General features: G+C 63.3%; 19 protein-coding genes and 1 pseudogene. 7 read left to right on the top strand and 13 right to left on the bottom strand.

Going from position 1 to position 23291, the window contains the following annotated elements:
* The first annotated feature begins 46 nt into the window (after positions 1 to 46).
* On the top strand, positions 47 to 2074 hold the full coding sequence (locus JQ567_RS22110) for a methyl-accepting chemotaxis protein (RefSeq protein ID WP_212440769.1): 2028 nt from the start codon (positions 47 to 49) through the stop codon (positions 2072 to 2074).
* A 255-nt stretch (positions 2075 to 2329) separates the two neighbouring features.
* On the opposite strand, the gene JQ567_RS22115 is transcribed toward JQ567_RS22110, so the two are convergent.
* Positions 2330 to 3838 (bottom strand): acetyl-CoA acetyltransferase, encoded by a 1509-nt coding sequence (locus tag JQ567_RS22115; protein WP_212440752.1) that lies wholly within the window; start codon positions 3836 to 3838, stop codon positions 2330 to 2332.
* A 148-nt stretch (positions 3839 to 3986) separates the two neighbouring features.
* On the bottom strand, positions 3987 to 5120 hold the full coding sequence (locus JQ567_RS22120) for a nitronate monooxygenase (protein WP_212440753.1): 1134 nt from the start codon (positions 5118 to 5120) through the stop codon (positions 3987 to 3989).
* 233 nt (positions 5121 to 5353) lie between these two features.
* Between JQ567_RS22120 and JQ567_RS22125 the strand changes: the two genes are divergently transcribed.
* Positions 5354 to 7012 carry an NAD(P)/FAD-dependent oxidoreductase gene (locus tag JQ567_RS22125; RefSeq protein WP_212440754.1) on the top strand — a complete coding sequence of 553 codons (1659 nt, stop codon included), beginning with the start codon at positions 5354 to 5356 and terminating at the stop codon, positions 7010 to 7012.
* A gap of 224 nt (positions 7013 to 7236) precedes the next feature.
* On the opposite strand, the gene JQ567_RS22130 is transcribed toward JQ567_RS22125, so the two are convergent.
* Positions 7237 to 8388 carry an aminotransferase class V-fold PLP-dependent enzyme gene (locus JQ567_RS22130; protein ID WP_212440755.1) on the bottom strand — a complete coding sequence of 384 codons (1152 nt, stop codon included), beginning with the start codon at positions 8386 to 8388 and terminating at the stop codon, positions 7237 to 7239.
* A gap of 199 nt (positions 8389 to 8587) precedes the next feature.
* On the opposite strand from JQ567_RS22130, the gene JQ567_RS22135 reads away from it, so the two are divergent.
* Complete coding sequence (locus tag JQ567_RS22135) at positions 8588 to 8950, top strand: hypothetical protein (RefSeq protein ID WP_212440756.1); 363 nt, start codon at positions 8588 to 8590, stop codon at positions 8948 to 8950.
* A 23-nt stretch (positions 8951 to 8973) separates the two neighbouring features.
* Here JQ567_RS22135 and JQ567_RS22140 read toward each other — a convergent pair.
* Positions 8974 to 9204: pseudogene (locus JQ567_RS22140) on the bottom strand (ABC transporter ATP-binding protein); the annotation flags it as partial.
* A gap of 193 nt (positions 9205 to 9397) precedes the next feature.
* Here JQ567_RS22140 and yghU point away from each other — a divergent pair.
* The gene (yghU, locus tag JQ567_RS22145) at positions 9398 to 10294 is read left to right on the top strand and encodes a glutathione-dependent disulfide-bond oxidoreductase (protein ID WP_212440757.1); all 897 of its coding nucleotides are present in this window, start codon (positions 9398 to 9400) and stop codon (positions 10292 to 10294) included.
* Positions 10295 to 10419: 125 nt separating this feature from the next.
* Positions 10420 to 11178 carry an alpha/beta fold hydrolase gene (locus JQ567_RS22150; protein WP_212440758.1) on the top strand — a complete coding sequence of 253 codons (759 nt, stop codon included), beginning with the start codon at positions 10420 to 10422 and terminating at the stop codon, positions 11176 to 11178.
* Positions 11179 to 11286: 108 nt separating this feature from the next.
* Here JQ567_RS22150 and JQ567_RS22155 read toward each other — a convergent pair whose 3' ends face one another.
* The 5 genes from JQ567_RS22155 to JQ567_RS22175 form a co-directional block, all read right to left on the bottom strand.
* Entirely contained in the window at positions 11287 to 11568 is a 282-nt protein-coding gene (locus JQ567_RS22155) for a GNAT family N-acetyltransferase (protein WP_212440759.1), read from the bottom strand.
* Between the two features lie 10 nt (positions 11569 to 11578).
* The gene (locus tag JQ567_RS22160; RefSeq protein ID WP_212440760.1) at positions 11579 to 12196 is read right to left on the bottom strand and encodes a flavin reductase family protein; all 618 of its coding nucleotides are present in this window, start codon (positions 12194 to 12196) and stop codon (positions 11579 to 11581) included.
* 283 nt (positions 12197 to 12479) lie between these two features.
* Positions 12480 to 13757: an acyl-CoA dehydrogenase family protein gene (locus tag JQ567_RS22165; protein WP_192737444.1), complete on the bottom strand. Its 1278-nt coding sequence runs from the start codon at positions 13755 to 13757 to the stop codon at positions 12480 to 12482.
* A gap of 125 nt (positions 13758 to 13882) precedes the next feature.
* Positions 13883 to 14416 (bottom strand): Spy/CpxP family protein refolding chaperone, encoded by a 534-nt coding sequence (locus JQ567_RS22170; RefSeq protein ID WP_212440761.1) that lies wholly within the window; start codon positions 14414 to 14416, stop codon positions 13883 to 13885.
* A gap of 224 nt (positions 14417 to 14640) precedes the next feature.
* Positions 14641 to 15264: a trans-aconitate 2-methyltransferase gene (locus tag JQ567_RS22175; RefSeq protein WP_212440762.1), complete on the bottom strand. Its 624-nt coding sequence runs from the start codon at positions 15262 to 15264 to the stop codon at positions 14641 to 14643.
* Between the two features lie 173 nt (positions 15265 to 15437).
* On the opposite strand from JQ567_RS22175, the gene JQ567_RS22180 reads away from it, so the two are divergent.
* Positions 15438 to 16124 (top strand): histidine phosphatase family protein, encoded by a 687-nt coding sequence (locus tag JQ567_RS22180; protein ID WP_312017445.1) that lies wholly within the window; start codon positions 15438 to 15440, stop codon positions 16122 to 16124.
* Positions 16125 to 16254: 130 nt separating this feature from the next.
* Here JQ567_RS22180 and JQ567_RS22185 read toward each other — a convergent pair whose 3' ends face one another.
* The 4 genes from JQ567_RS22185 to JQ567_RS22200 form a co-directional block, all read right to left on the bottom strand.
* Positions 16255 to 19422, bottom strand: coding sequence for an efflux RND transporter permease subunit (locus tag JQ567_RS22185; protein WP_249165608.1), 3168 nt, complete (start codon positions 19420 to 19422; stop codon positions 16255 to 16257).
* A complete protein-coding gene (locus JQ567_RS22190) occupies positions 19419 to 20831 on the bottom strand; it encodes an efflux RND transporter periplasmic adaptor subunit (protein WP_212440763.1) in 1413 nt (470 codons plus the stop codon). The genes JQ567_RS22185 and JQ567_RS22190 overlap by 4 nt, the downstream gene beginning before the upstream one ends.
* Complete coding sequence (locus JQ567_RS22195; RefSeq protein ID WP_212440764.1) at positions 20828 to 21235, bottom strand: FixH family protein; 408 nt, start codon at positions 21233 to 21235, stop codon at positions 20828 to 20830. Before JQ567_RS22195 ends, JQ567_RS22190 begins: the two co-directional genes overlap by 4 nt.
* Positions 21236 to 21317: 82 nt before the next feature.
* Entirely contained in the window at positions 21318 to 21689 is a 372-nt protein-coding gene (locus JQ567_RS22200) for a hypothetical protein (RefSeq protein ID WP_212440765.1), read from the bottom strand.
* 239 nt (positions 21690 to 21928) lie between these two features.
* On the opposite strand from JQ567_RS22200, the gene htpX reads away from it, so the two are divergent.
* Positions 21929 to 22867, top strand: coding sequence for a zinc metalloprotease HtpX (gene htpX, locus JQ567_RS22205; protein WP_212440766.1), 939 nt, complete (start codon positions 21929 to 21931; stop codon positions 22865 to 22867).
* Positions 22868 to 23291: the final 424 nt, after the last annotated feature.

The following is a 23291-nucleotide window of genomic DNA, read 5'->3' on the forward strand; positions in this document are numbered from 1 at the left end:
ATCGCCGACTGCGCGGTTTGGGGAAATTTGGGGTTCGCTGACAATGATCAAGCTCAATCGCATCGGGTATAAACTGGGCCTGGCTGGCGCGGTCGGCATATTGCTGGCGGGCGGCATGGTAGCCAACCAGATGATGTCGGAACGGGCGATTGAGGCGGCAAACAGCCGCGCCGATCGCTCGCAGCGGGTCATCGATGCCGCGATCTCAGCGAACCTGAACGGACGGCAGATCGAGCTTGCCGCGCGCAACGTCAGGCTGGCGACAAAGGCCGCCGACGTCGAAAGGAACGCAGCGGACCTCAATCGATTCAAGGCCGCCGAAACCAAGGCGTTGGATGATGCGCAGGCGATTGCGACGATACCGGATATCAAGCAGCGCCTGGAGAAAATCAAGTCGCTGATGACTTCCTACACGACTGGCGTCGATGAGCTTGCGAAGACACAGCTCAATCTCCTCGCGGTGATCGACAAGCGCTCGGCGATTTCGGCCGAATGGACCAAGGCGATCGAGACCCAATTGGCGTCGCCCGCGCTGGCCAAGCTCGACAACAAGCTCGAAATCGAAAAGCTGCTGCATATGGCCGATGCCAAGGTCAACGCGCTGCGGGCCATGGTGTGGCGGCTGGGCGCCACCGGCGATGTCGGTCTGATCGCCCAGATCGCGAAGACCCAGGCCGCGCTCAAGGCCAATTTCAACCTGTTGCGGGGCGAGGCCGATGACCGCGATTTGCTGGTGGTGGTCAGCACGCTGGATTCGATCGTCAAACGTTTCCTGGCCGCCAATGACGAAGCGGTCAAGATCGAGGAATTGAAGGCGGACATTGTCGCCAACCGCACCGTCAAGTTTGCCCAGGAGGCGGGCACGCAGATGGATAGCCTGGTCGACATCGCGCGAAAGAACTACGCCACATCGAAGGAGGAAGCCGCCGCCGAGACCGAGCGAGCCAGCACGGTCAGCCTCGCCATGGGTATCGTGGTGATTATCGCGCTGTTCGCATCGATGGTGTTCTCCTTCCTTGGGATCTCGCGTCCGATGATGCGCCTGAACGGTGCGCTGGGTGAGATGGCCGGCGGCAACCTCGACGTCGTGATCCCCGGCGCCAGGCGCGGTGACGAAATCGGCGACCTCGCCAAGACGGTGACGATCATCAGAGAGAATGCCGAGCAGAAGGCCCGCGACGAAGCCGAGGCCAAGGTCAAGCAGGACCTGATCGCCGCCCGGCAGCGCAAGGACGACATGATCAAGCTTGCTGATACTTTCGAGACGGCGGTCGGCGAGATCGTCGAGACAGTGTCGTCGGCCTCTACCGAACTGGAAGCCTCCGCCGGGACGCTGACGTCGAACGCCGAGCGCGCCCAGGAGTTGACCACGATGGTGGCGGCGGCCTCCGAGGAAGCCTCCACCAACGTGCAGTCGGTGGCGTCGGCGACCGAAGAGTTGTCCTCCTCGGTCAACGAGATCAGCCGTCAGGTGCAGGAATCGGCGCGGATGGCCGCTGCGGCCGTCGACCAGGCCCGCTCCACCAACGACCGCGTCAGCCAATTGTCGAAGGCGGCGAGCCGGATCGGCGACGTCGTCGAGCTGATCAACACCATTGCCGAGCAGACCAATCTTTTGGCGCTCAACGCCACCATCGAAGCGGCGCGCGCCGGCGATGCCGGCCGTGGCTTCGCGGTCGTGGCGTCGGAAGTGAAGGCGCTGGCCGAGCAGACCTCCAAGGCCACCGGCGAGATCGGCCAGCAGATCACAGGCATCCAGGCGGCGACCCAGGACTCCGTGAACGCGATCAAGGAAATCAGCGGCACCATCGAAAAGCTGTCGGAGATCTCCTCGACCATTGCCGCAGCCGTGGAAGAGCAGGGTGCTGCGACGCAGGAAATCTCCCGCAACGTGCAGCAGGCCGCCCACGGCACCCAGCAGGTGTCCTCCAACATCACCGATGTGCAGCGCGGCGCCTCCGAGACCGGCTCCGCCTCCACGCAGGTTCTCTCCGCCGCGCAATCATTGTCGGGCGACAGCAACCGCCTCAAGCAAGAGGTCGGCAAGTTCCTCGACTCGGTGCGCGCGGCCTGACCATAACGGGATGACAATATGAAAGCCCGGCCTCCGGAAGGGGCCGGGCTTTTTGCATTTGGTCGCCTTCCGCGTCGTCGGAAAAGCAGAATGCGAAGGGGTAGGGGGAGGGCCACACCCGACACCGTCATCCTGAGGTGCGAGCCCCTTGGCGAGCCTCGAAGGATGAATGCTGGGCACATCCTTCGAGGCGCGCAAGAGCGCGCACCTACGGGTGAACGCAATTGCGTTCATCCCGGGGATGACGACGGTCGCTTACCCCACCCGCCACTCCAGCACACCATCGCCGGCCGTGACGATCTCCCCAACCGAACCCACCGGTGTGCGGTCCATGTTGCGCAGGTGCGCCAGCGTCGCGCTGTCGTTCGCCGGCACCCGCGCCAGAGCACGCGCGTCATCCGCCGTGCGCATCATTACCACGCCGTGCTCGACGTCGCCCTTGCCGCCATAGATCACGGTAAAGCTCTCGACCTTGCCCTTGCCGCTGGCTTCCGTGACGAATTCGGGCACGGCGCCCTTGCGGCGGTCGGCTTCGGCCTGGACGCTGGTGTCCTGCGTCAGAGCTTGCTTCGGCGCTTGCCGCGACAGCACCAGCCCATGATGCTTGGTGACAAAACCGCCCTGACCATAGAGCAGGCCAAGCGTGCCGCCCTCGCGCAGCTTCCTCACCATCGCGCAGGCGGCGTGCGTCATATAGGTGTTGAGCGGCGCGCCGAAGAATGTGAGGCCGCCGGTGACGGTTGGCCTGACGTCGGGGCCGAGGCCGAGCGTCCGCCGCGCCATCTTGGGCACGCAGGGAAAGCAGCTGTACAACTCGATCGCATCGAACTTCCTGCCGTCGCCCTCGACGAGATCCATCACGGCTCCGAGCACGGCATTCTGCGGATGGCTCTCAAAAAACTGATCGCGCAGCAGATAGTCGCGCGGCTCTTCAGCAGATGCGCCGCCGAGAGGGTAGATCAACCGGTCCTCGGGCACGCCGGCGGCGCGGGCCTTTGCCAGCGACGTCATCAGGATCGCGCCGCCCATGTTGACGGTCGGGTTGGCCACCATCAGCTTGGTGTAGGGCCAGGCGATCAGCCGGTTTTCCGGCGTCGGCGTTGTGATCTCGTCCGGCGTGAACTGCTTCTTCAGCCAGGAATTGGGATTCTCCGACGCCACGTTTGCATAGATCGACCAAAGCTGGCCGGATTCGGCCAGCGCCTCGCGCGGGGTCTGGCCCCAATGCGCTGAGGTCGCGGACTCATACAGCGGATAGACTGTGATGGGACGGAACACACCGAGCGTCACCGCCATCGGCTTCTGGAACGCTGCGCCACGCTTCGGCTCCTCGACGTCGTGGGCAAACGGCGTCCATGGCAGATCGATACCGGACCGCTGCGCCTTGGTCGCGGTCGATTGCGCCTCGGCGCCGCACACCGCCGCCACGCTGCATTCGCCGCGCGCGATGCGTTTTGCCGCTTCATGCAGATAGCGGATCGGGCTCTCGCCGCCGACCGGGCCGTAATAGCAATGCGCCGGCTGGACGCCGAGCCGTTCAGCCAGCCGTTTTTCGGGATCGCGGTAGCGCCAGCTCAGGAAATTCACGACGTCGAGCGAGCCGAGTTCGCCGAGCAGTTTTGCGCCACTGTCCGCCTCCGCGCGCTTCAGCGCCTGTTCCAGCAGGGCGAGCGGTTCGAGTCCGGCGGCGATGTCCTTTGGCCGGTCGACGATTTCGCCGACGCCGACGATGACGGGAATGCGGTCTTCGGGAAGGGATGTCATTTCTTCTTGTTTCTCTTGCTGGGTATCACGTTAGGCGTTTTCACTCTATCCCCGTCATTGCGAGGAGCGCTTGCGACGAAGCAATCCATTCTTTCTTTCCGCGGCGCGATGGATTGCTTCGCTTCGCTCGCAATGACGGAGGAGAAGCCTACTCCTCCATCAACGCGTTCATATGCTCGACCGCGTCGACAAAATCTTCCTTGAATTCCTGCACCACGGCGCCGGCGGATTTGACGCTGTCGATCAGGCCGACGCCCTGGCCGACAAAGTAACTGACGAGGTCGCGCGCCTGCACGTTGCCGGCCGCCGCGGCGCGGTCGATCGAGTTGAAGGCGTCGCGGCTGATGATGCTTTGCAGCGGCATCGGCAGCGCGCCGGGGCTGTCAGGTCCGCGGTCCCAGGCATCAGTCCATACCGAGCGCAGCTGCCGCGCCGGCTTGCCGGTACGGCCTTTGGAGCGGACGGCGTCGCGGGAGGACGCCGCGATCATCTTCTCGCGAAAAATTTCGGTGGTCTCGGATTCCACGGTGGCCAGCCACACCGAGCCGGTCCAGACACCGGCCGCGCCCATCGCCATGCAGGCCGCCATCTGATGCCCGGTCATGATGCCGCCCGCCGCCAGCACCGGCACTTTGCGGATCGGCTTGATCGCCTTGATCACCTCGGGCACCAGCACCATGGTGGAAACCTCGCCGCAATGGCCGCCGGCTTCGGTGCCCTGCGCCACCAGAATATCGACGCCGGCCGCGACCTGGCGCAGCGCGTGCTCCTTGGAGCCGATGAGGGCGGCGACCGGCACGTCGTGCTTGCGGCCCATCTCGATCATCGCCTTCGGCGGCACCCCGAGCGCGTTGGCGATCAGCCTGATCGGATGGCGGAAGGATACGTCGAGCAGCTCCAGCGCGATCTCGGCGTCAAACGGCTGTGGCTGGTTGTCGGCGACACTCTCCGTCGTGAGTTCGATGTTGTATTTCTTCAGAAGGTTGCGGGTGAAATCACGGTGCTCTTGCGAAACCCGCTTCTCCAGGCTTTTCCAGGTGAGGTTCTTCTCACCAGCGGTCGAAATGTTTTCCGGGATCAGCACATCGATGCCGTAAGGCTTGCCGTCGACGTGGTCGTCGATCCATTTCAATTCCTGCTCCAGCGTCTCCGGCAAGAAACGGGTCGCTCCCAGCACGCCAAAGCCGCCGGCGCGGCTGACCGCCGCCACCACGTCGCGGCAATGGCTGAAGGCCAGCAGCGGAAACTCGATTCCCAGCATGTCGCAGATCGGGGATTTCATGGTCGTGTCCGTTCCCTGGGGCGGCTTTGGCGCCGCTCGTTGTTGGTTTTTTGTTTGCCGTGTTGCCCGACGCTAGCCCATCGGAGGCTGGGATGCCAAGCGCTCTTCGATCATGAGGGACGAACATTCCACGTCACAAAATATGCAAAGCAAGGCCGCCGATTTGTGTCTTGCGCTTTGGCGCTATCGAGAGAATGCTGTCCGGCAAATCAAGAATTCTCAAGGGAGTTTCCATGTCCGCATCGCCATCCGTTACCGGAAAAGCTTCCGAGAGCTACGACGTCGTCGTGGTCGGCGCAGGCTTTGCCGGTATGTACATGCTGCATAAACTGCGCGGGCAGGGCTTTTCAGCGCGGGTCTATGAGCAGGGCGATGGCGTCGGCGGCACCTGGTACTGGAACCGCTATCCCGGCGCGCGCTGCGATGTCGAGAGCATGCAATATTCCTATTCGTTCTCTGAAGAGCTGCAGCAGGAATGGGACTGGAGCGAGCGCTACGCGCCGCAGCCGGAGATCTTGAAATACGCCAACCACGTCGCCGACCGTTTTGGTCTTCGTCCCGACATCCAGTTCAACACCGTCGTCGAACGCGCGGAGTTCGATGAGCGCACCAACTCGTGGTCGGTCGCGCTCTCCGACGGCAGGACCGTGACCGCAAAATTCGTCGTGCTCGCCACCGGCTGCCTGTCGAACGCACGGATGCCGGAGATCAAGGGTCTCGATAGTTTTGAGGGCAAGGTCTATCACACCGGTCACTGGCCGCATGAAACGGTCGATTTCACCGGCCAGCGCGTCGGCGTGATCGGCACGGGATCGTCGGGCATCCAGTCGGTGCCTGTGATCGCCGAGCAGGCCAGCCACCTCACGGTGTTTCAGCGCACCGCGAACTTTTCGATTCCCGCCCGCAACGCCATGCTGACCGAGGAAGAGCGGCAGGCATTCCGCGCCAAATATCCGGAAGTCAGGCAATTCGCGCGCACGGAATCGCGCAACGGCATCTATACCGAAATGCCCGATCGCGGCGCGCTTGACGATGGCGACAACGAGCGCCGTTCGAAGTACGAGGCGCGCTGGACTCGCGGCGGGCTCACCTTCATGTCGGTTTACAACAACCTCGCGCTCGACGAGGCCGCCAACGATACCGCCGCCGATTTCGTCCGCGAAAAGATCGCCGAAATCGTCAAGGATCCCGAGAAGGCAAGATTGCTGCAGCCGAACAACCATCCGATCGGCTCAAAACGCATCTGCATCGACACCGAATATTTTTCGACCTTCAACCGCCCGAACGTGACGCTGGTCGACATCAAGGCCAACCCGATCGAGGAGATCACGGCCAATGCCGTGCGCACCGGCGGCAAGGACTACGAAGTCGACGCGCTGGTGCTGGCGACCGGCTTCGACGCGATGACCGGGTCGGTCGCCAAGATCGACATTCGCGGCCGCAACGGCCAGACGTTGAACCAGAAATGGGCGGAGGGTCCACGCACCTATCTCGGCTTGATGAGCGTCGGCTTCCCCAATCTTTTCGTCATCACCGGTCCCGGCAGCCCGTCGGTGCTGTCGAACATGATCGTCTCGATCGAGCAGCATGTCGACTGGATCACCGACTGCGTGACCTATATGCGCGACCGTGGCCTTGAGGCCATGGAAGCCAAAAAGGACGCCGAGGACAATTGGGTCGCCCACGTCAACGAGGTCGCCTACACCACGCTCTATCCGCAGGCCAATTCCTGGTACATGGGGGCCAACGTCCCCGGCAAGCCGCGGATCTTCATGCCCTATATCGGCGGCGTCGGGCCGTACCGGCAGATCTGCGACGACGTGGCGGCCAAGGGCTATGAGGGTTTTGCGATGACGGGTGCGGAGCAGCCAAGGAAGATGGCGGCGTCGTAGCGCCGTCATTTGCGATCGCCGTCATTGCCTGCGACAAACGCGAAGCGTTTGCGCACGGGAGCGTAGCGACGAAGCAATCCATCTCTCCGCTTGCGGCACCATGGATTGCTTCGCTTCGCTCGCAATGACGATGCTTCGTAGGGTGGGCAAAGCGAAGCGTGCCCACCACCTCGCTGCGTGACACGAAAGATGGTGGGCACGGCGCAAGCGCGCCTTTGCCCACCCTACGAGCGCAAACGCCTGCCCAACACCTCAACGAACCGATCCGCATCCGCCTCATCATTGTAAACATGCGGCGATACCCGCAGCCGCCCCAAACGCGGCGCGACGTAGACGCCGTCGTTCGCCAGCCCCTCGACGAGTCCCGCCGGCATGCCGCCCTTGAACGCCAGGCTCAGAATATGCGGCGCGCGCAGCCGCGCATCCGGCACGCTGACGCCGATGCCGCGCACGCCTTCCGCAATCCGTTCCGTCAGCATCGCGAGCCGCTGCACCACGGCCGCTGCGCCCCATTCGGCCAGCATTTCCATGCCAATGGACGCCATCTCCATCGAGATGAAATAATCGCGCTCGCCCATGTCGAAGCGGCGCGCATCGGGCACGTAACTGAGATCGGTGAAATAGACCGCGTTCTCGGCGCGCACGTCGCGGCGGCCGGCTGAGGTCTGCTCCAGCGGAATGCCGTTCTGATGGCGTTTTGCAACATAGAGAAAGGCGCGGCCGTAAGGCCCGAGCACCCATTTGTAGGTCGGAAACAGCAGGAAATCCGGATCGAGACGCTTCACGTCCATCGCCAGCACACCGACGCCCTGCGTGGCGTCGATCAGGAACATCGCGCCGCGCGCCTTGAGCGCCGAGCTCACTTTGTCGACATCGATCAGCCCGCCATCCGACCAGTGCACCGAGGAGATCGAGGCGAGGCTGACCTGTGGCGCGCCCGATCGTTCGATCGCAGCCAGCACCGCCGACGTCCAGTCGCCGTCTTCGGGTTGTCGGACGGTCTCGACCGTGAACCCCTGTGCTTCGGCGCGCGCGTGCCATTCGAGCACCGGGGAGGAATGATCGCTTTCCAGCACGATCACGCGCGTGCCGCGGGGAATCGTCAAAAGCTTCGCCGCCGTCGCGACGCCGTAGCTGATCGAGGGGGTCAGCGCGACGTCGGCCGCCTCGGCGTTGATCAGCCGGGCGGCGGCAATCCGCGCGCGCTCATTCTGCTGGCTGGCAAAGGAAGCCGGCAGCGTCCATGGCGTGCCCTTGCGCCCGACCGCGGCGCGGCCGGCTTCCAGGGTCCGGATCGGCAAGGGGCTGTAGGAGGCGGCGTTGAGGTAGCAAACCTGGCGAGGTATCTCGAACAGGGCGCGCTGCGAGGCAAGCATTTCGGATGATCTCTCTTGTGGTGACCCGTCCATTATGGCCGATCCCGGCCGGGCCAGCCATAAAGGCATTGCTCCGAGTACAACTCAGCCGCGCCTCATGATCCCTTTTGGCGCTACGATTTGTTGAACCTGGATTGTGTCAGGAGCGACCAAAGGGCGTTCGCAGAGCTCCACGATCTCCGTGGCAACAGAGGCGGCCATGTCACTTTCTTACGAAACCCAACGACCCATCGCCTCGGACAATATCCTCGCCGGCGCTGTGTACGTGCTTTACGGCGTGGGTTATTTCACCGGGGTTACTGCGCTGATGGGCGTCATCATCGCGTATGTGAAAGTCGACGATACTGACCCAGTGATGCAGTCACATTTCCGGTTTCAGATCAGGACCTTCTGGATCGGACTGCTGTACCTTGCGATCGGCATTCCGTTGTCCTTGGTGCTGATCGGCCTTCCGATTCTTGCCTGGTGGTTCATCTGGTCACTCATCCGCATCGTCAAGGGCGGCCTGTTGAGCATCGAGCACAAACCGATCGCTAATCCGAGGTCCTGGCTGTTCGGATAATCCGGCCGGCGGGAAGCTGCTCCCTAAACCTCCAGCCACTCCTTGCGCACGCCGGCATTGGCGGCAAGCTCCGCCGGCGTTCCCTCGAACACGATGCGGCCGTGGCCCATCACATAGAGGCGGCGGGAAATCTTCAGCGCGATGGTGAGCTTCTGCTCCACCAACAGAATAGCGGTGCCGCGGCGCGCGATTTCGTCGAGCAGGGTGCCGACCTGTTCGGCCAGTTTTGGGGCGAGCCCCTCGGTCGGCTCGTCGTTGTCTTGCGGTGCCGATCTGAAATCGTAACATGGTCTCGCGGCAAACCGCCACGGGAATTGTTGGGCTGCCATGCAGCATCTTGCGGTTGGCGGCGACAGCCCCAAGGTATACCAGACTCACGCATTGTAATTCCGCCGCGCGGCAGATCGCCTCGATCACACGGCCGAAAGAAGCCTGGAGCCAACACGAATGAACGACGTTGTTACCGACCCCACCGCCTATGTGCCGCCGAAAGTCTGGACCTGGAATAAAGAAAGCGGCGGCCGCTTCGCCAGCATCAACCGCCCGATCGCAGGCCCCACGCATGACAAGGAGCTGCCGGTCGGCCGGCATCCGTTTCAGCTCTATTCGCTGGCGACGCCGAACGGCGTGAAAGTCACCGTCATGTTCGAGGAGCTGCTGGCCGCCGGTCACAGCGGCGCCGAGTATGACGCCTGGTTGATCAAGATCGACGGCAACCAGTTCGGCAGCGGCTTTGTCGCGGTCAATCCGAACTCCAAAATCCCGGCACTGATGGATCGCAGCGGTCCGACGCCGATCCGGCTGTTCGAGTCCGGTGCGATCCTGATGCATCTGGCTGAAAAGTTCGGGGCCTTTCTGCCGGCCGGCGGCGAGGCGCGGGCGGAATGCCTGTCATGGCTGTTCTGGCAGATGGGCAGCGCGCCGTTTCTCGGCGGCGGCTTCGGCCATTTCTATGCCTACGCGCCGACCAAGATCGAATACGCGATCGACCGCTACGCCATGGAAGTGAAGCGTCAGCTCGACGTGCTCGACCGGCGGCTTGCCGACAATGAATATCTCGCCGGCAGCGAATACACGATTGCCGACATGGCCACCTGGCCATGGTACGGCGCGCTGGCGAAGGGTCTCGTCTACGGCGCCGGCGAATTCCTGTCGGTGCACGAATACAAGAACGTGCAGCGCTGGACCGACGCGATCGCCAAACGCCCGGCGGTGAAGCGCGGCCGCATGGTCAACCGGATCTCGGGCGATCCGGCCAGCCAGTTGCACGAGCGGCATGAGGCCGGCGATTTCGACACCAACACGCAGGACAAGATCGGCGAGCCGAGCAGCGCACCGACCTAGTCCGTAGGGTGGGCAAAGCGAAGCGTGCCCACCATTCAACAACGTTCCGCAAGAGATTGGTGGGCACGGCGCAAGCGCGCCTCTGCCCACCCTACAAACCAAAAAATCCGAACCGAGGAAACCGCATGCCGACTTTCGAAAAAGGCGCCGTTCGTATCCATTACGAGGAGGCCGGCTCCGGCTATCCGCTACTGATGATCGCCGGCGGTGGATTGAACTCGACGATCGCGGGCCTGTCGGGCAGTTACCCGCCGTTCGATTCATTCGAGGAGTTCAAGGGCGAGTACCGCTGCATCGCGGCCGATTTGCGCAACGCCAATACCGGGCAGTCTTCCGGCCCGCTCGAAATCGACCGGCCCTGGGATTCCCACACCGACGACCATCTCGGCCTGATGGATCATCTTCGCATCGACAAGTTCATGGTGCTCGGGTTTTGCATCGGCGGCCCCCTGATCTGGAATCTCCTGAAGCGCGCGCCGGACCGCATCGTTGCCGCCGTGCTGGCGCAACCGTCAGGCTCGCGTCCCGAGATGCGCGATTTGTTCTACGACAACAACACCAAGGGCTGGGCGCCGGAGCTCCTGAAGCAGCGGCCCGACATCACCGTGGAAACAACAGATAAATTCCTGACCAAAATGTACCGCACCAATCCCGATTTCGTCTTCACGGTGACGCGCGACTTCGTGCGCCAGTGCCGGACGCCGGTGCTGATCTTGCCCGACGATATTCCGGCGCACCCTTACGCGGTCGCGATGGAGTCGGCGATGCTGGCGCCGAACGCCGAAGTCAGCATGTTTCCGTGGAAGGAGCCCAAGGAGCGGATTCCGCTGGCGGTGCGCCAGATCCGCTCGTTCCTGCGCGCGCACCGGCCCGTGGCGGCATAGACGTCGTGGTGCGTAGCGTGTAGGGTGGGCAAAGCGAAGCGTGCCCACCATTTCAACCGCGTGTCGAATGAAGATGGTGGGCACGGCGCAAGCGCGCCTTTGCCCACCCTACGAAGCGGTCAGCAAATCGTTATCCTCCGGATGCTTCTTCATATAGCCCTGGATGAACTCGCATTCGACCGTGAGCTTGCGTCCCTGCGCCCGCACCGCATCGAGCGTCGCGCGCGCCAGCTTTGAGCCGATGCCTTTGCCACCCAGTTCCGGCGGCACCACGGTGTGTTCGAGCGTGATTGTGCCCGGTGATTTGCGATAGGTGACGAAGGCGATCGTACCATCGACGTCGAGTTCAAACCGGTTGCCGGTTTCGTTATCGCGAAAATGCTCGGTCATGTGAGAGCTCTTATGTTGCGGGCACTTCCGGCGCCGGCGGGAACACGACGCGGTCGTCGGTGCGGCAATAGCGGTCGGCGAACATGCGGCCGATCGGGTGGTAGCGCTCCATGTGCACGCGCATGGTCTGCGTATCCCACAATTCGTCGCGGATGTAGAAGTTGATGCCTTCGCCCATGATCAGCTGCCGGACGCCCTTCACATCCATGGTCTTCCAGACCTTGCACTCCATCGCCCAGGGCGCGTCGGCCAGCCGCGGCACCGCGACTTTTGACGAGGGCGCCAGCTTCAGGCCGAGGTAATTCGGCTCGCCGATATCAGGCGGAAAGTCGCCGCTGGAATCGTGCATTGCGCGGGCCAGCGGCTCGTCGGTGAGGTTGACCACGAACTCGCCGGTGCGCTGGATGTTGACCAGCGTGTCCTTGACGCGCCCGTCGGGCCGCAAATTGACCGCGAACATGCACAGCGGCGGATCCTCGCAGAACACGTTGAAGAAACTGTAGGGCGCGGCGTTGACCACACCGGTCGGGCCAATCGTCGTCACCCAGGCGATCGGCCGCGGCAGCACGAACCCGGCGAGCACCTTGTAGCGGTCGCGCGGGTTGAGGTCTTCAGGCGCGTATTCCATTCTGCATTTCCTGTTTCGCGTGCTGGCGGGTGAAGGGACTCACTGCGGACGAATTTGCGGAGGCACCCCCACCCCAACCCAAGAGCGAGCTTCGCTCGTCTCGACCCCCGCAAGCGGGAGAGGGGGGCGCATCGGTGTTCGTTGAGCGATCGAGAATAACAATGGTCGAGGTTGAGCGCACTGCTTGTCACACGCCGCGCGCGTCTCCCTCTCCCGCGCTTGCGGGGGAGGGCGGGGTGGGGGCGCGGCTCGGGGACTCCCGATAACGCGCCCCCAACAGCCCCTACGGCATGCTCAGTTCATGCCTTCCGACCACCATCCAGTGCACCTCATCCGGACCGTCGGCGAAGCGCAGATGCCGCACGTCCTGGTACATCTCGCCGAGCTGGCTCCATTGCGAAATACCTGTGGCGCCGTGCATCTGGATCGCCTGGTCGATGATCTTGCAGGTGCGCTCGGGCACCATGGCTTTCACCATGCTGACCCAGATCCGCGCTTCCTTGTTGCCGAGCACGTCCATCGCCTTGGCGGCCTTGAGCACCATCAGCCGCATCGCCTCGATTTCGCAGCGCGCCTGGGCGATGATCTGCAGATTGCCGCCGAGATGGGCGATCTTCTTGCCGAAGGCCTCGCGGGTGAGGCCGCGCGACACCATCAGGTCGAGCGCCTTTTCCGCCTTGCCGATGGTGCGCATGCAGTGATGGATGCGGCCCGGCCCGAGGCGAACCTGCGAAATCTCAAAGCCGCGGCCTTCGCCGAGCAGCATGTTCTCCTTCGGCACCCGGCAATTGTTGAAGCGCAGATGCATGTGGCCGCGCGGCGCGTGGTCGTGGCCGAACACGTGCATCGGGCCCAGGATCTCGACGCCGGGGGTGTCGATCGGCACCAGGATCTGCGACTGCTGCTTGCTCGGCGGCGCGTCCGGATTGGTCTTCACCATCACGATCATGATCTTGCAGCGCGGATCGCCGGCGCCGGAGATATAGTACTTCTCGCCGTTGATCACCCATTCGTCGCCGACGAGTTTTGCCGAGGTCGAGATGTTCTTGGCGTCGGAGGAGGCGACATTCGGCTCGGTCATCGCATAGGCCGAGCGGATTTCACCGGCCAGCAACGGCTTCAGCCACTTCTCCTTCTGCGCCTTGGTGCCGACGCGTTCCAGCACTTCCATGTTGCCGGTGTCGGGCGCCGAGCAGTTCATGGTCTCCGACGCCATCGGATTTTTCGCGAGCTCAACCGCGATATAGGCGTAGTCGAGGTTTTTGAGGCCCTGGCCGGTCTCGTCGTCGGGCAGGAAGAAGTTCCACAAGCCGACTTCCTTGGCCTTGTCCTTGGCCTTCTGCAGGCACGCAAGCTGTTCCGGCGTAAAGCTCCAGCGGTCGGTCTTTTTCTCGCCAAGCTTTGCGAATTCGACCGACATCGGGTCGACGGTCTCGCGGATGAACTTCTTGACGTGCTCGTAGAGCGGACGGACCTCGTCCGACATCCGGAGATCATTGAGCTCTTCGCCCGGATTGAGGTTGTAGGTCGTCGTTCGCGGGATGTAGGCGTGCTTCATCAGGGTCCTCCCATTCGGCGTTTTCCATTCTGCGGATAATCGTTGGAACGCGCCTGTTGGGCCGCAATCTAGACGCCTGCGCGGTCCCAGCACAAGCGGGGCGAGGGTCCGCGCGCAGCGCCCTGCCGCTAATGCATGCGGTGATGCCGCGCCGGGGAATCGGATGCGTATCCCCGCAGGTGGGCATATTGCTTCATCTGATCGGCCGACAGGATTTGCGCCGTTTCGAGGTGATATTTCAGATGCGCGTTGCGCAGTTCCGCCTGCGTCTGGCCGATCTTCGTCGTCGCGTCCCTCAGCGCGTCAGGCGTGATCGAACGGCCGGCGAATTGCCGGTCGAGCGCGCTTTCCTGCTCGATCAGGCTGAGACCGATCGGCGTCGCTTCCGCTTTCATTGTTTCAAACAGTGTTTGAATCCGTTGCTTCTGCGCCGCCGACAGCGCCAGTCTGTCGGACAATTCCAGCACGTGCATCGGGCCGGGGTAGCCGTTCAGTTCGGCCGCCAGCGCCAGGCCCATGCCCCTGCCGGCCTTGAGATCATCGATCTGCTGCGCGGACAGCGCCTTGATCGAGCGGCCCTGCATCCCCGCATAGGGCGACTGCGCCATTGCGGCGGTCGAGGTTAGGGCGAGGATGGTGATGGCGGCGGCAACGATTTTCATGAAATTCTCCTGCTGTGATGTTCCGATCTTATCGATCCGGATGACGCGTGCACATCAAGGTTCCGTCAGAGCGACGTCATTGCCTGCGACAAACGCGAAGCGTTTGTGCAAGGGAGCGAAGCAACGAAGCAATCCATTCTTTCCTTCGCACTATGGATTGCTTCGCGGAGCCTGGCATCGGGCGCGCATTCGCGCGACCCGTTGGCTCGCAATGACGAAAAGGATCACTCCACGCGCTGAAAGACGCTGAATTGAAAGCGCTGTTGCGATCCCCAGGGCGTGGCATGGTCGTTGCGCTGGCTTTGCAGCAGCTTGAACCCCGGTCCCAGCGTCTGCCCGAGCCGCGCCGCATCGTAACGCATCACCGGCAGGCCGCTGCATTTCTCGGGTCCGTCCAGCGCGAAGGTCGCGATGATGGCGTGACCGCCGATCTTCAAACCCTGCTTGAACCGCGCGATGTAGCCCGCGCGGTCACTCTCCTCGGTCAGAAAGTGAAACGCCGCCCGGTCATGCCAGATGTCATACGCCCGCGACGGCTTCCATGTGGTGGCGTCGGCCACAAGCCAATGCGGGCGTGAGGCGCGTTCGCCGAGACGGGCTTTGGCGGCCTCCAATGCCGCCGCGGATAGATCGAGCACGGTGACATCGCAAAATCCCTGATCGATGAGGTGATCGACCAGCCGTGACGCGCCGCCGCCGATGTCGATGATCGCCGAACGGGGCGTAGCCCCGATCTCGGCGATCAGCGCCAGCGACGGGGCAGGGCTCTCCTGAAACCAGCTGACCTCGTTCTCGCGTTTGCTGGTGTAGACTTTCTCCCAGTGCGCCTGGCGGCTTTCGCTTTCCATCGCGTTCTCCTCTGCGCTGCGGGGGGGCCAACTGAAGGTGGTTGTTCCTGCCGTCCGCGGCAATAGTCCGCAGGGCCGAGGAACAACGCGTAGCCTAAATATAGCCACGGCTTGCCGCAAATAATGCGGGGCTGGAATAGCCGCGTTCTCATTGTTCTAGTCTGCGTTTCCGCTTGATCACCAAAACCATAAACAATCGCCGACGTCGGCGACCAAAACAAGGAGCCAACATGAAGAGGATACCACTCCTCCTTGGAGTCCTGCTTTTATTTCCCGGAAGCGCGCAGACCTTTGCTGCGGATTCGCGCGAGCTGCTCGCGCTTCTGAAGCAGGGGAACTACGTCATCATCTTCCGCCATGGTGCGACCGACGACAGCCAGAAAGATATATACCCCTTCAAATTCGACGATATGAAAGCGCAACGGCAATTGAGCGAGAAGGGCAGAGAAGCCGCCCGCCAGATCGGTGCCGCGCTCAAGGCGCAGGGCGTGCCGGTCGGCGACGTCTACACCAGCAGGCTCAACCGGGCGGTTGAGACCGGACAGATATTGTCAGGCAAGGAAGTCCGCGCCGTGGATGTTCTGACGGACAGCGGTGCCGGCAGCGCGTCGTCGATGGCCAATCCCACCGGCGCCAACGCGAAGGCTGGCCTCGCCATGCGTGAGCTGGTCAATGCGGTGCCCGTTCCCGGCACGAACAATTTGCTGGTCACCCACAAGACCAACTTCGCCGACGCGTTTGGAAAGGAAGCCGGCGATGTCGGGGAGGCTGAGGCGTTTGTCTACAAGCCGAATCCGGCCAGCCCCGCCGTATTCGTCGGACGCATCAAAGCACCAGACTGGAACATCGCCTCGAATTGAGCGCTGGCGCGGAACCGCCTCGACCCGTTGGCCGGCAATCCAGACGGCCGATCGGTCCCCGCAGAAGCGGCGACGGCAGCCCCGCAGACTCACATCAGGGTGAATCGCACGGTGTTTGAAACCACCCTGGCTATCCTATTCCGGCCTCGCCTGGCTTGCCATCAAGATTTATCGCCGGGTGGAGAATCCGTTCCAGCCGCGCGCCTTTGACCAGCGCATAGATCGCGGGAATCACGATCAAGGTCAGCAACGTCGATGAAATCATGCCGCCGATCATCGGCACCGCGATGCGCTGCATGATCTCAGAACCCGTGCCCGTGCTCCACATGATCGGCAATAGCCCCGCCATGATGGCGACGACCGTCATCATTTTCGGCCGCACCCGCTCGACGGCGCCCTCCATGATCGCATCGTAAAGGTCCTGCTTCGTCGTGGCGCGGCCCTCGGCAGCCCGGCGCGCCCTGATCTCGTCGAGCGCCTGGTTGAGATAGATCAGCATCACGACGCCGGTCTCGGCGGCGACGCCGGCAAGCGCGATGAAGCCGACGACGACGGCGACCGACAGGTTGAAGCCCAGCCACCACATCAGCCAGAGCCCGCCAACCAGCGCGAACGGCAGCGACAGCATCACGATCATGGTTTCGGTCAGCGAGCGGAAGTTGAGGTAGAGCAGCAGGAAGATGATCATCAGCGTCACCGGCACCACGATCTTCAGCCGCGCGGTGGCGCGTTCGAGATATTCGTAACTCCCGCTCCACATCACGTAAGCGCCCGGCGGGAACTGGATGCTGGCCTTCACCGCGGCCTGCGCGTCGGCGACGTAGCTGCCGATGTCGCGGTCGCGGATATCGACATAGATGTAGACCGCGAGCTGCCCGTTCTCGGTACGGATCGAGGTCGGCCCACGCGATGGTGCGACCTTGGCGACTTCGCCGAGCGGCACCGCTCCGCCGCCCGGCATCGGCACCAGCACGTCGCGGATGATGGATTGCGTATCGCCGCGCAGATCGCGGGGATAGCGCATGTTGACGCCGAAGCGCTGACGCCCCTCGACGGTCGTGGTGACGGTCTGGCCGCCAAGCGCGGTCGCGATCACGTCGTTGACGTCCTGCACCATGATGCCGTAGCGCGCCAGCGCCGCGCGGTCGGGGACGATGTCGAGGTAATAGCCGCCGATGCCGCGTTCGGCATACGCTGATGACGTGCCGGGCACCGCCTTGAGCACCTGCTCGATCTGTTTTGCGAGCCGGTCGATCTCGTTGAGGTCCGTGCCGATCACCTTGACGCCGATCGGCGTTCGGATGCCGGTCGACAGCATGTCGATGCGCGCCTTGATCGGCTGGGTCCAGGCGTTGGAAACGCCGGGAAACTGCAGCGCCCGGTCCATCTCGGCGGTCAGGCTCTCCACGGTGACGCCGGCCCGCCATTCCGCCTTTGGTTTGAGATTGATCACGGTCTCGAACATTTCGGAGGGGGCGGGATCGGTCGCCGTTAGGGCGCGTCCGGCCTTGCCGTACACGGAAGCCACCTCCGGAAAACTTCGGATGATCCGGTCCTGGGTCTGCAGCAATTCACCGGCCTTGGTGACGGATATGCCGGGCAGTGTCGTCGGCATGTAGAGCAAAGTGCCTTCGTTGAGGTTCGGCATGAACTCGGTGCCGAGCTGCCGCGCCGGCCAGATCGTCACGGCGAGCACTGCCACCGCCAGAAGGATCACCAGCACCTTGGCGCGCATCACGGCCTTGATGACGGGACGATAGACCCAGATCAGGAAGCGGTTGATCGGGTTCCTGTGCTCGGCAATGATCTTGCCGCGCACGAAGATCACCATCAACGCCGGCACCAGTGTTACCGACAACAAGGCCGCCGCCGCCATTGCAAAGGTCTTGGTGAAGGCGAGCGGGCTGAACAGCCGGCCCTCCTGCGATTCCAGCGTAAATATCGGCATAAACGACACGGTGATGATCATAAGGCTGAAGAACAGCGCGGGTCCCACCTGTGACCCCGCCTCGATCAGCACGTCGATGCGCGATCGCCCAGGCTCGGCGCGCTCCAGATGCTTGTGCGCGTTTTCGATCATCACGATGGCCGCATCGACCATGGCGCCGATCGCGATCGCGATGCCGCCGAGACTCATGATGTTGGAGCCGAGGCCGAGCAGCTTCATGGCGCCGAACGCCATCAGCACGCCGACCGGCAGCATCAGGATCGCGACCAGGGCGCTGCGGACATGCAGCAGGAACACGATGCATACCAGAGCGACGATCACGCTCTCTTCGAACAGGGTGCGCTTGAGCGTATCGATCGCGGCGTTAATCAGCTCCGAGCGGTCATAGACCGCGACGATTTCGACCGATTTCGGCAGGCTGCTGGCGATCTCGGCAATCCGCTTCTTGACGTTCTGGATCACGTCCAGCGCATTGACGCCGAAACGCTGCAGCACGATTCCGCTGGCGACTTCGCCTTCGCCGTTGAGTTCGGTGATGCCGCGCCGCTCGTCGGGACCGAGTTCGACGCGGGCAACGTCTTTCAGCAGCACCGGCGTGCCGGCGCTGGACTTGAGCACGATATTGCCGAGGTCGTTGATGCCCTTGATGTAGCCCTTGCCGCGAATGACGTATTCGAACTCGGACAATTCGACGGTGCGGCCGCCGACATCGGCATTGCTGGCGCGGATCGCGTCACGCATCCTTGGCATGGTGATGCCGAGGTCGCGCATGCGCTGCGGATCGAGGATGACGTTGTATTGCCGGACGAAGCCGCCGACGCTGGCGACCTCGGCAACGCCTTCGGCTTTCGCAAGCGCGAACTTCAAATTCCAGTCCTGGATCGCGCGGGTGTCGGCGAGGTTCAGCTCCTTCGACATGACAGCGTATTGGTAGACCCAGCCGACGCCGGTGGCGTCCGGTCCCATCGTCGGCGTCACGCCCACGGGCAGGCGCGCCGAAGCGCTGTTGAGGAATTCCAGCACGCGCGAGCGCGCCCAGTAGATATCGGTGCCGTCCTCGAAGATCACATAGACGAACGACACGCCGAAGAACGAGAACCCGCGCACCACCTTTGAGCGCGGCACCGTCAGCATCGCCGTGGTCAAGGGGTAGGTGACCTGGTCCTCGATCACCTGCGGCGCCTGGCCGGGATACTCCGTATAGACGATCACCTGGGTGTCGGAGAGGTCGGGAATGGCGTCCAGCGGCAGATGCGCCAGCGCATAGAGGCCGGCGGCGGTGGCGAAACCGGCGCCGAACAGCACCAGCAGCAGATTGCGCGCCGACCACGCGATCAGGCGGGCGATCATTGCTGCGCTCCGTCGGCAAAGCCCTTCAGCGCGGCCTTCAGATTGCTTTCGGCATCGATCAGGAAGTTTGCCGAAACCACCACCGGCTCGCCTTCGCTGACGCCCTCCCGCACCTCCACATAACCATCGCCGCGATCGCCGAGCTTGACTTCGCGCGGCTCGAAACGGCCTTCGCCTCTGTCGACGAACACCGCCTGGCGCCGGCCGGTGTCCATCACGGCGCTCTCCGGGATCGTCAGCACCGGCGCGGAACTGCCGATGTCGATCTCGGCATCGACATACATGTCGTGGATCAGCACCAGATCGGGATTGGCAAGCTCGATTCGCAAGCGCCCGGTACGCGTCTCCTTGTTGATCTGCGGATAGATGACGTTGATTTTCCCGGTGAATGTGCGGCCGGGAAAGCCGCGAGCCTTTACGGTCGCCGGTTGCCCCACCGCCAGCATCCCCATGTCGCGCTCGGCGACGTCGATGATGGCCCAGAGCTGCGTATGGTCGGCAATCCGGAACAGTACCTCGCCCGGTTGCGCGCGCGCGCCCTCGATGGCGTTGCGTTCGAGCACGATGCCGTCACGCGGCGAAGTCCATTCGATGCCGATCGGAACCGTCCGGCTCTTCTCCATCGCAGCGATGGCCGCTTCGGGCACGTCGAGATTCATCACCCGCTGCCGCGAACCCCGGCCATAGGCCGCGTCGCTGCCGATCGTCCTGGAGTTGATGGTTGAAATGTATTCCGCCGCAGCCGACGAGATCGCCGGGCTGTAGACTTCCATCAAGGGCTGGCCCTTGGCGACGCGGCTTCCGGTGGTGACGTTCGCAACCTTCTGGATATAGCTTTCGGACCGCATCGAGATCACGGAGACGCGGCGCTCGTCGAGCTGGATGGTGCCCGGCGCGTGGATCGTGCTGCGGATGGTGCGCGGCGCCGCAGGTTCGGACCTGACTCCGGTGCGCTGGATTTTTCCCGGTGACAGTTTCACCGAACCGTCATCGCTGTCCTCGCCCTCATAGACGGCGATGTAATCCATCCCCATCGGATCCTTCTTGGGGGTAGGGGAGGTGTCCGGCAGTCCCATCGGGTTGCGGTAGTATTTGATCTTGCGATCAGCGCCGCTGGCGGACGCCGCCGGTGCTGTCTTCTCGGGAGCGTCCTCGTCGAAGCTGACGTCGGCTCCGGCGGGAACGGCGCGATAGTCGCGGCCGTCAGGCGTCTTTTTCGGCGTCAGCGAGTACGACGGTCTGCCGTCCGGGTCCTGAAAATAGATCGGCGCGCGGCTCTCGTCGGCCGCAGCGCGCGTGACCATGGCGATGGTGTGCGCGGGCAGTCCCTGCGCGCCGGCGAGGACGAGCCCGGCACCCGCCGCCGCGATCAACACGGCGGTGGTGCTTGCGATGACGGCGCGGTTCATTTCTGCGCCGTGATGACAAGCTTGTTGTCGACGGTACCGGTCTCGCCCTGGACCTTCGCGCCGAGCGAAAGTTGCCAGCGGCCAGCCATGCCGAATGTCGCCTTGAACTTGTAGGTACCTGGCTCGGCACCCGGCACCGGAGTGATCTTGGTCGCCATTTCCTGCATGCCGTCCGGAGCCATGTCCAGGCGGGTGGCGAAGATGACGGCATCGGGTACCGGCTTTCCGGTTTTCGTGTTCATCAACCGAACCGTGATGGTCTTGTCGGGTCCGGCCTGGACGGTCTGATCGACGAGTTCGAACTTGTAGTCCTTGATGTCAGCGAGAGCGGCGGTGCTTGCGCCCCCGATTGCGGCAGCGATCAGCGCGGCCCGGAGGGCGCGCGCGTGGGTGAACGTCTTCATTTTGTGGTCCTCGATGGTCCTGGATCTGCCGCGTTAGCGGCACGGATTGCGGGCGCATCAAAGCGCCGCGCGACATCAGGCGTTAAGCCGGACGGACCAGGGATCGGGGAGGTCTTGGCGGGGGATGTTGGCCGAGGCTGTCGGCCTCGGGGTCGCTACCGGGCGTCAGCAGCCGGACCGTGACGGGCCGGATTTCGATCATCCCGGCCGGCGATGGCGCGTGAAAATTGGTGACCATGCAAAGCGCCATCAGCGGGCACTGGTCGCAATCCATGGGCACGGATTTGTCCGGGCAGCAGGGCATGTCGGCGGCCATTTCCGCCATCTCCGCCGCCACCGGCGCAGCCATGGCCATACCGTTGCCCGCATTGGCAGGCCGGGAAAGCGGCGCAAACACGAGCCCTACGATCAGGAAGATCGCCAGCAGCCGGCCGAGATGGAACGATATTTTCACCCGTGCATTTTCTCACGTTCCGGCCACCAAGGGAACCTCGGCGGGATCACTAATTCGCCAGAATACCTGCTGGATGGCTCAAGCCATTAACCAATCGATCCCGTGCGCTATCCGCCAGATTACATCCGGGTAATCCGCGGCGCCTCGACGCACCATGGCTTCTTGAAGGGAGGCCAGTAGGCTCCATACATCCTGACATGTCTGCCACGGCATGCGGCCGCGGCGGCAGGGAGACAACAATGAGCTATTTCAAGACTGCCATTCTCTTGGCCGGTCTTACCGGCCTCTTCATGGGCGTCGGCTATCTGATCGGCGGCGCCGGCGGCGCCATGATCGCGCTTGTGATCGCCGCCGCGACCAATCTGTTCGCCTACTGGAACTCGGACCGCATGGTGCTGTCGATGTACGGCGCCCACGAGGTCGACCGGCAAACCGCGCCCGACCTTTACAACCTCGTGGCCGAGCTTGCCGGGCGCGCCGGCCTGCCGATGCCGCGCGTCTTCGTGATGGACGAGGCGCAGCCCAACGCGTTCGCCACCGGCCGTAACCCGCAGAACGCGGCGGTTGCCGTGACCACCGGACTGATGCACTCGCTCAGCCGCGAGGAGCTGGCCGGCGTGATCGCGCACGAACTCGCGCACATCAAGAATCACGACACGTTGCTGATGACGATCACGGCGACCATTGCCGGCGCCATCTCGATGGTGGCGCAGTTCGGCGCGTTCTTCGGCGGCAACCGCGACAACAACCACGGACCCGGCATCATCGGCTCGATCGCGATGATGATCCTGGCCCCGCTCGGCGCCATGCTGGTGCAGATGGCGATCAGCCGGACGCGCGAATACGCCGCCGACGATCTCGGCGCGCGCATCGTGGGTCAGCCGATGTGGCTTGCATCGGCACTGTCGAAAATCGCCAATGCTGCGCATCAGGTGCCGAACATGGAAGCCGAGCGCAATCCGGCGACGGCGCACATGTTCATCATCAACCCGCTGTCGGGACACGGCGTCGACAATCTGTTCACGACGCACCCCTCGACCGAGAACCGCATCGCCGCGTTGCAGCAGCTCGCGGCCGAGTTGGGCGCGGGCGGCACGGCTTCCGTCAACGCCGGTCGCAACACGCCGCGCCGCGGTCCGTGGGGCCGCCCCTCGGCCTCGCGCGGCCCGTGGGGGTGAGGGCGTTCATCGCTCGACTTTCTCCGCCGTCATTCCGGGGCGCGCGTAGCGCGAGTCCGGAATGACATTTGATGTTTAGTCGCCGTATTCTCGTCATTGCGAGCGGAGCGAAACAATCCATGTCGCTCCAAGCCGAACCATGGATTGCTTCGCTCCGCTCGCAATGACGGTTGACTGCGACAAATCAACCCGACGGGCAAATCAGTTCCGATTTTCGGAAGTCGTGTCAAGCCCCGAAATAAAAAAATATTTCGCTTTTCCAGAAGGCAAATCAGGGCCATATGTTTGGCCATCCCGTCCCACTCAGAGGGCGTCGGCCGTCGTCACGGACGTTGGACGGGTTGCGGTGGACGCTGATGTTGCGAAGACGTAACGCGACAGAGGCGTACGGCGAAGGCGCGTGGTCCTGACACCCCGTTGCTGG

It is taken from the genome of Bradyrhizobium sp. AUGA SZCCT0431 (genome assembly GCF_018131065.1).
In the GTDB taxonomy this organism is placed as follows: Bacteria; Pseudomonadota; Alphaproteobacteria; order Rhizobiales; family Xanthobacteraceae; genus Bradyrhizobium.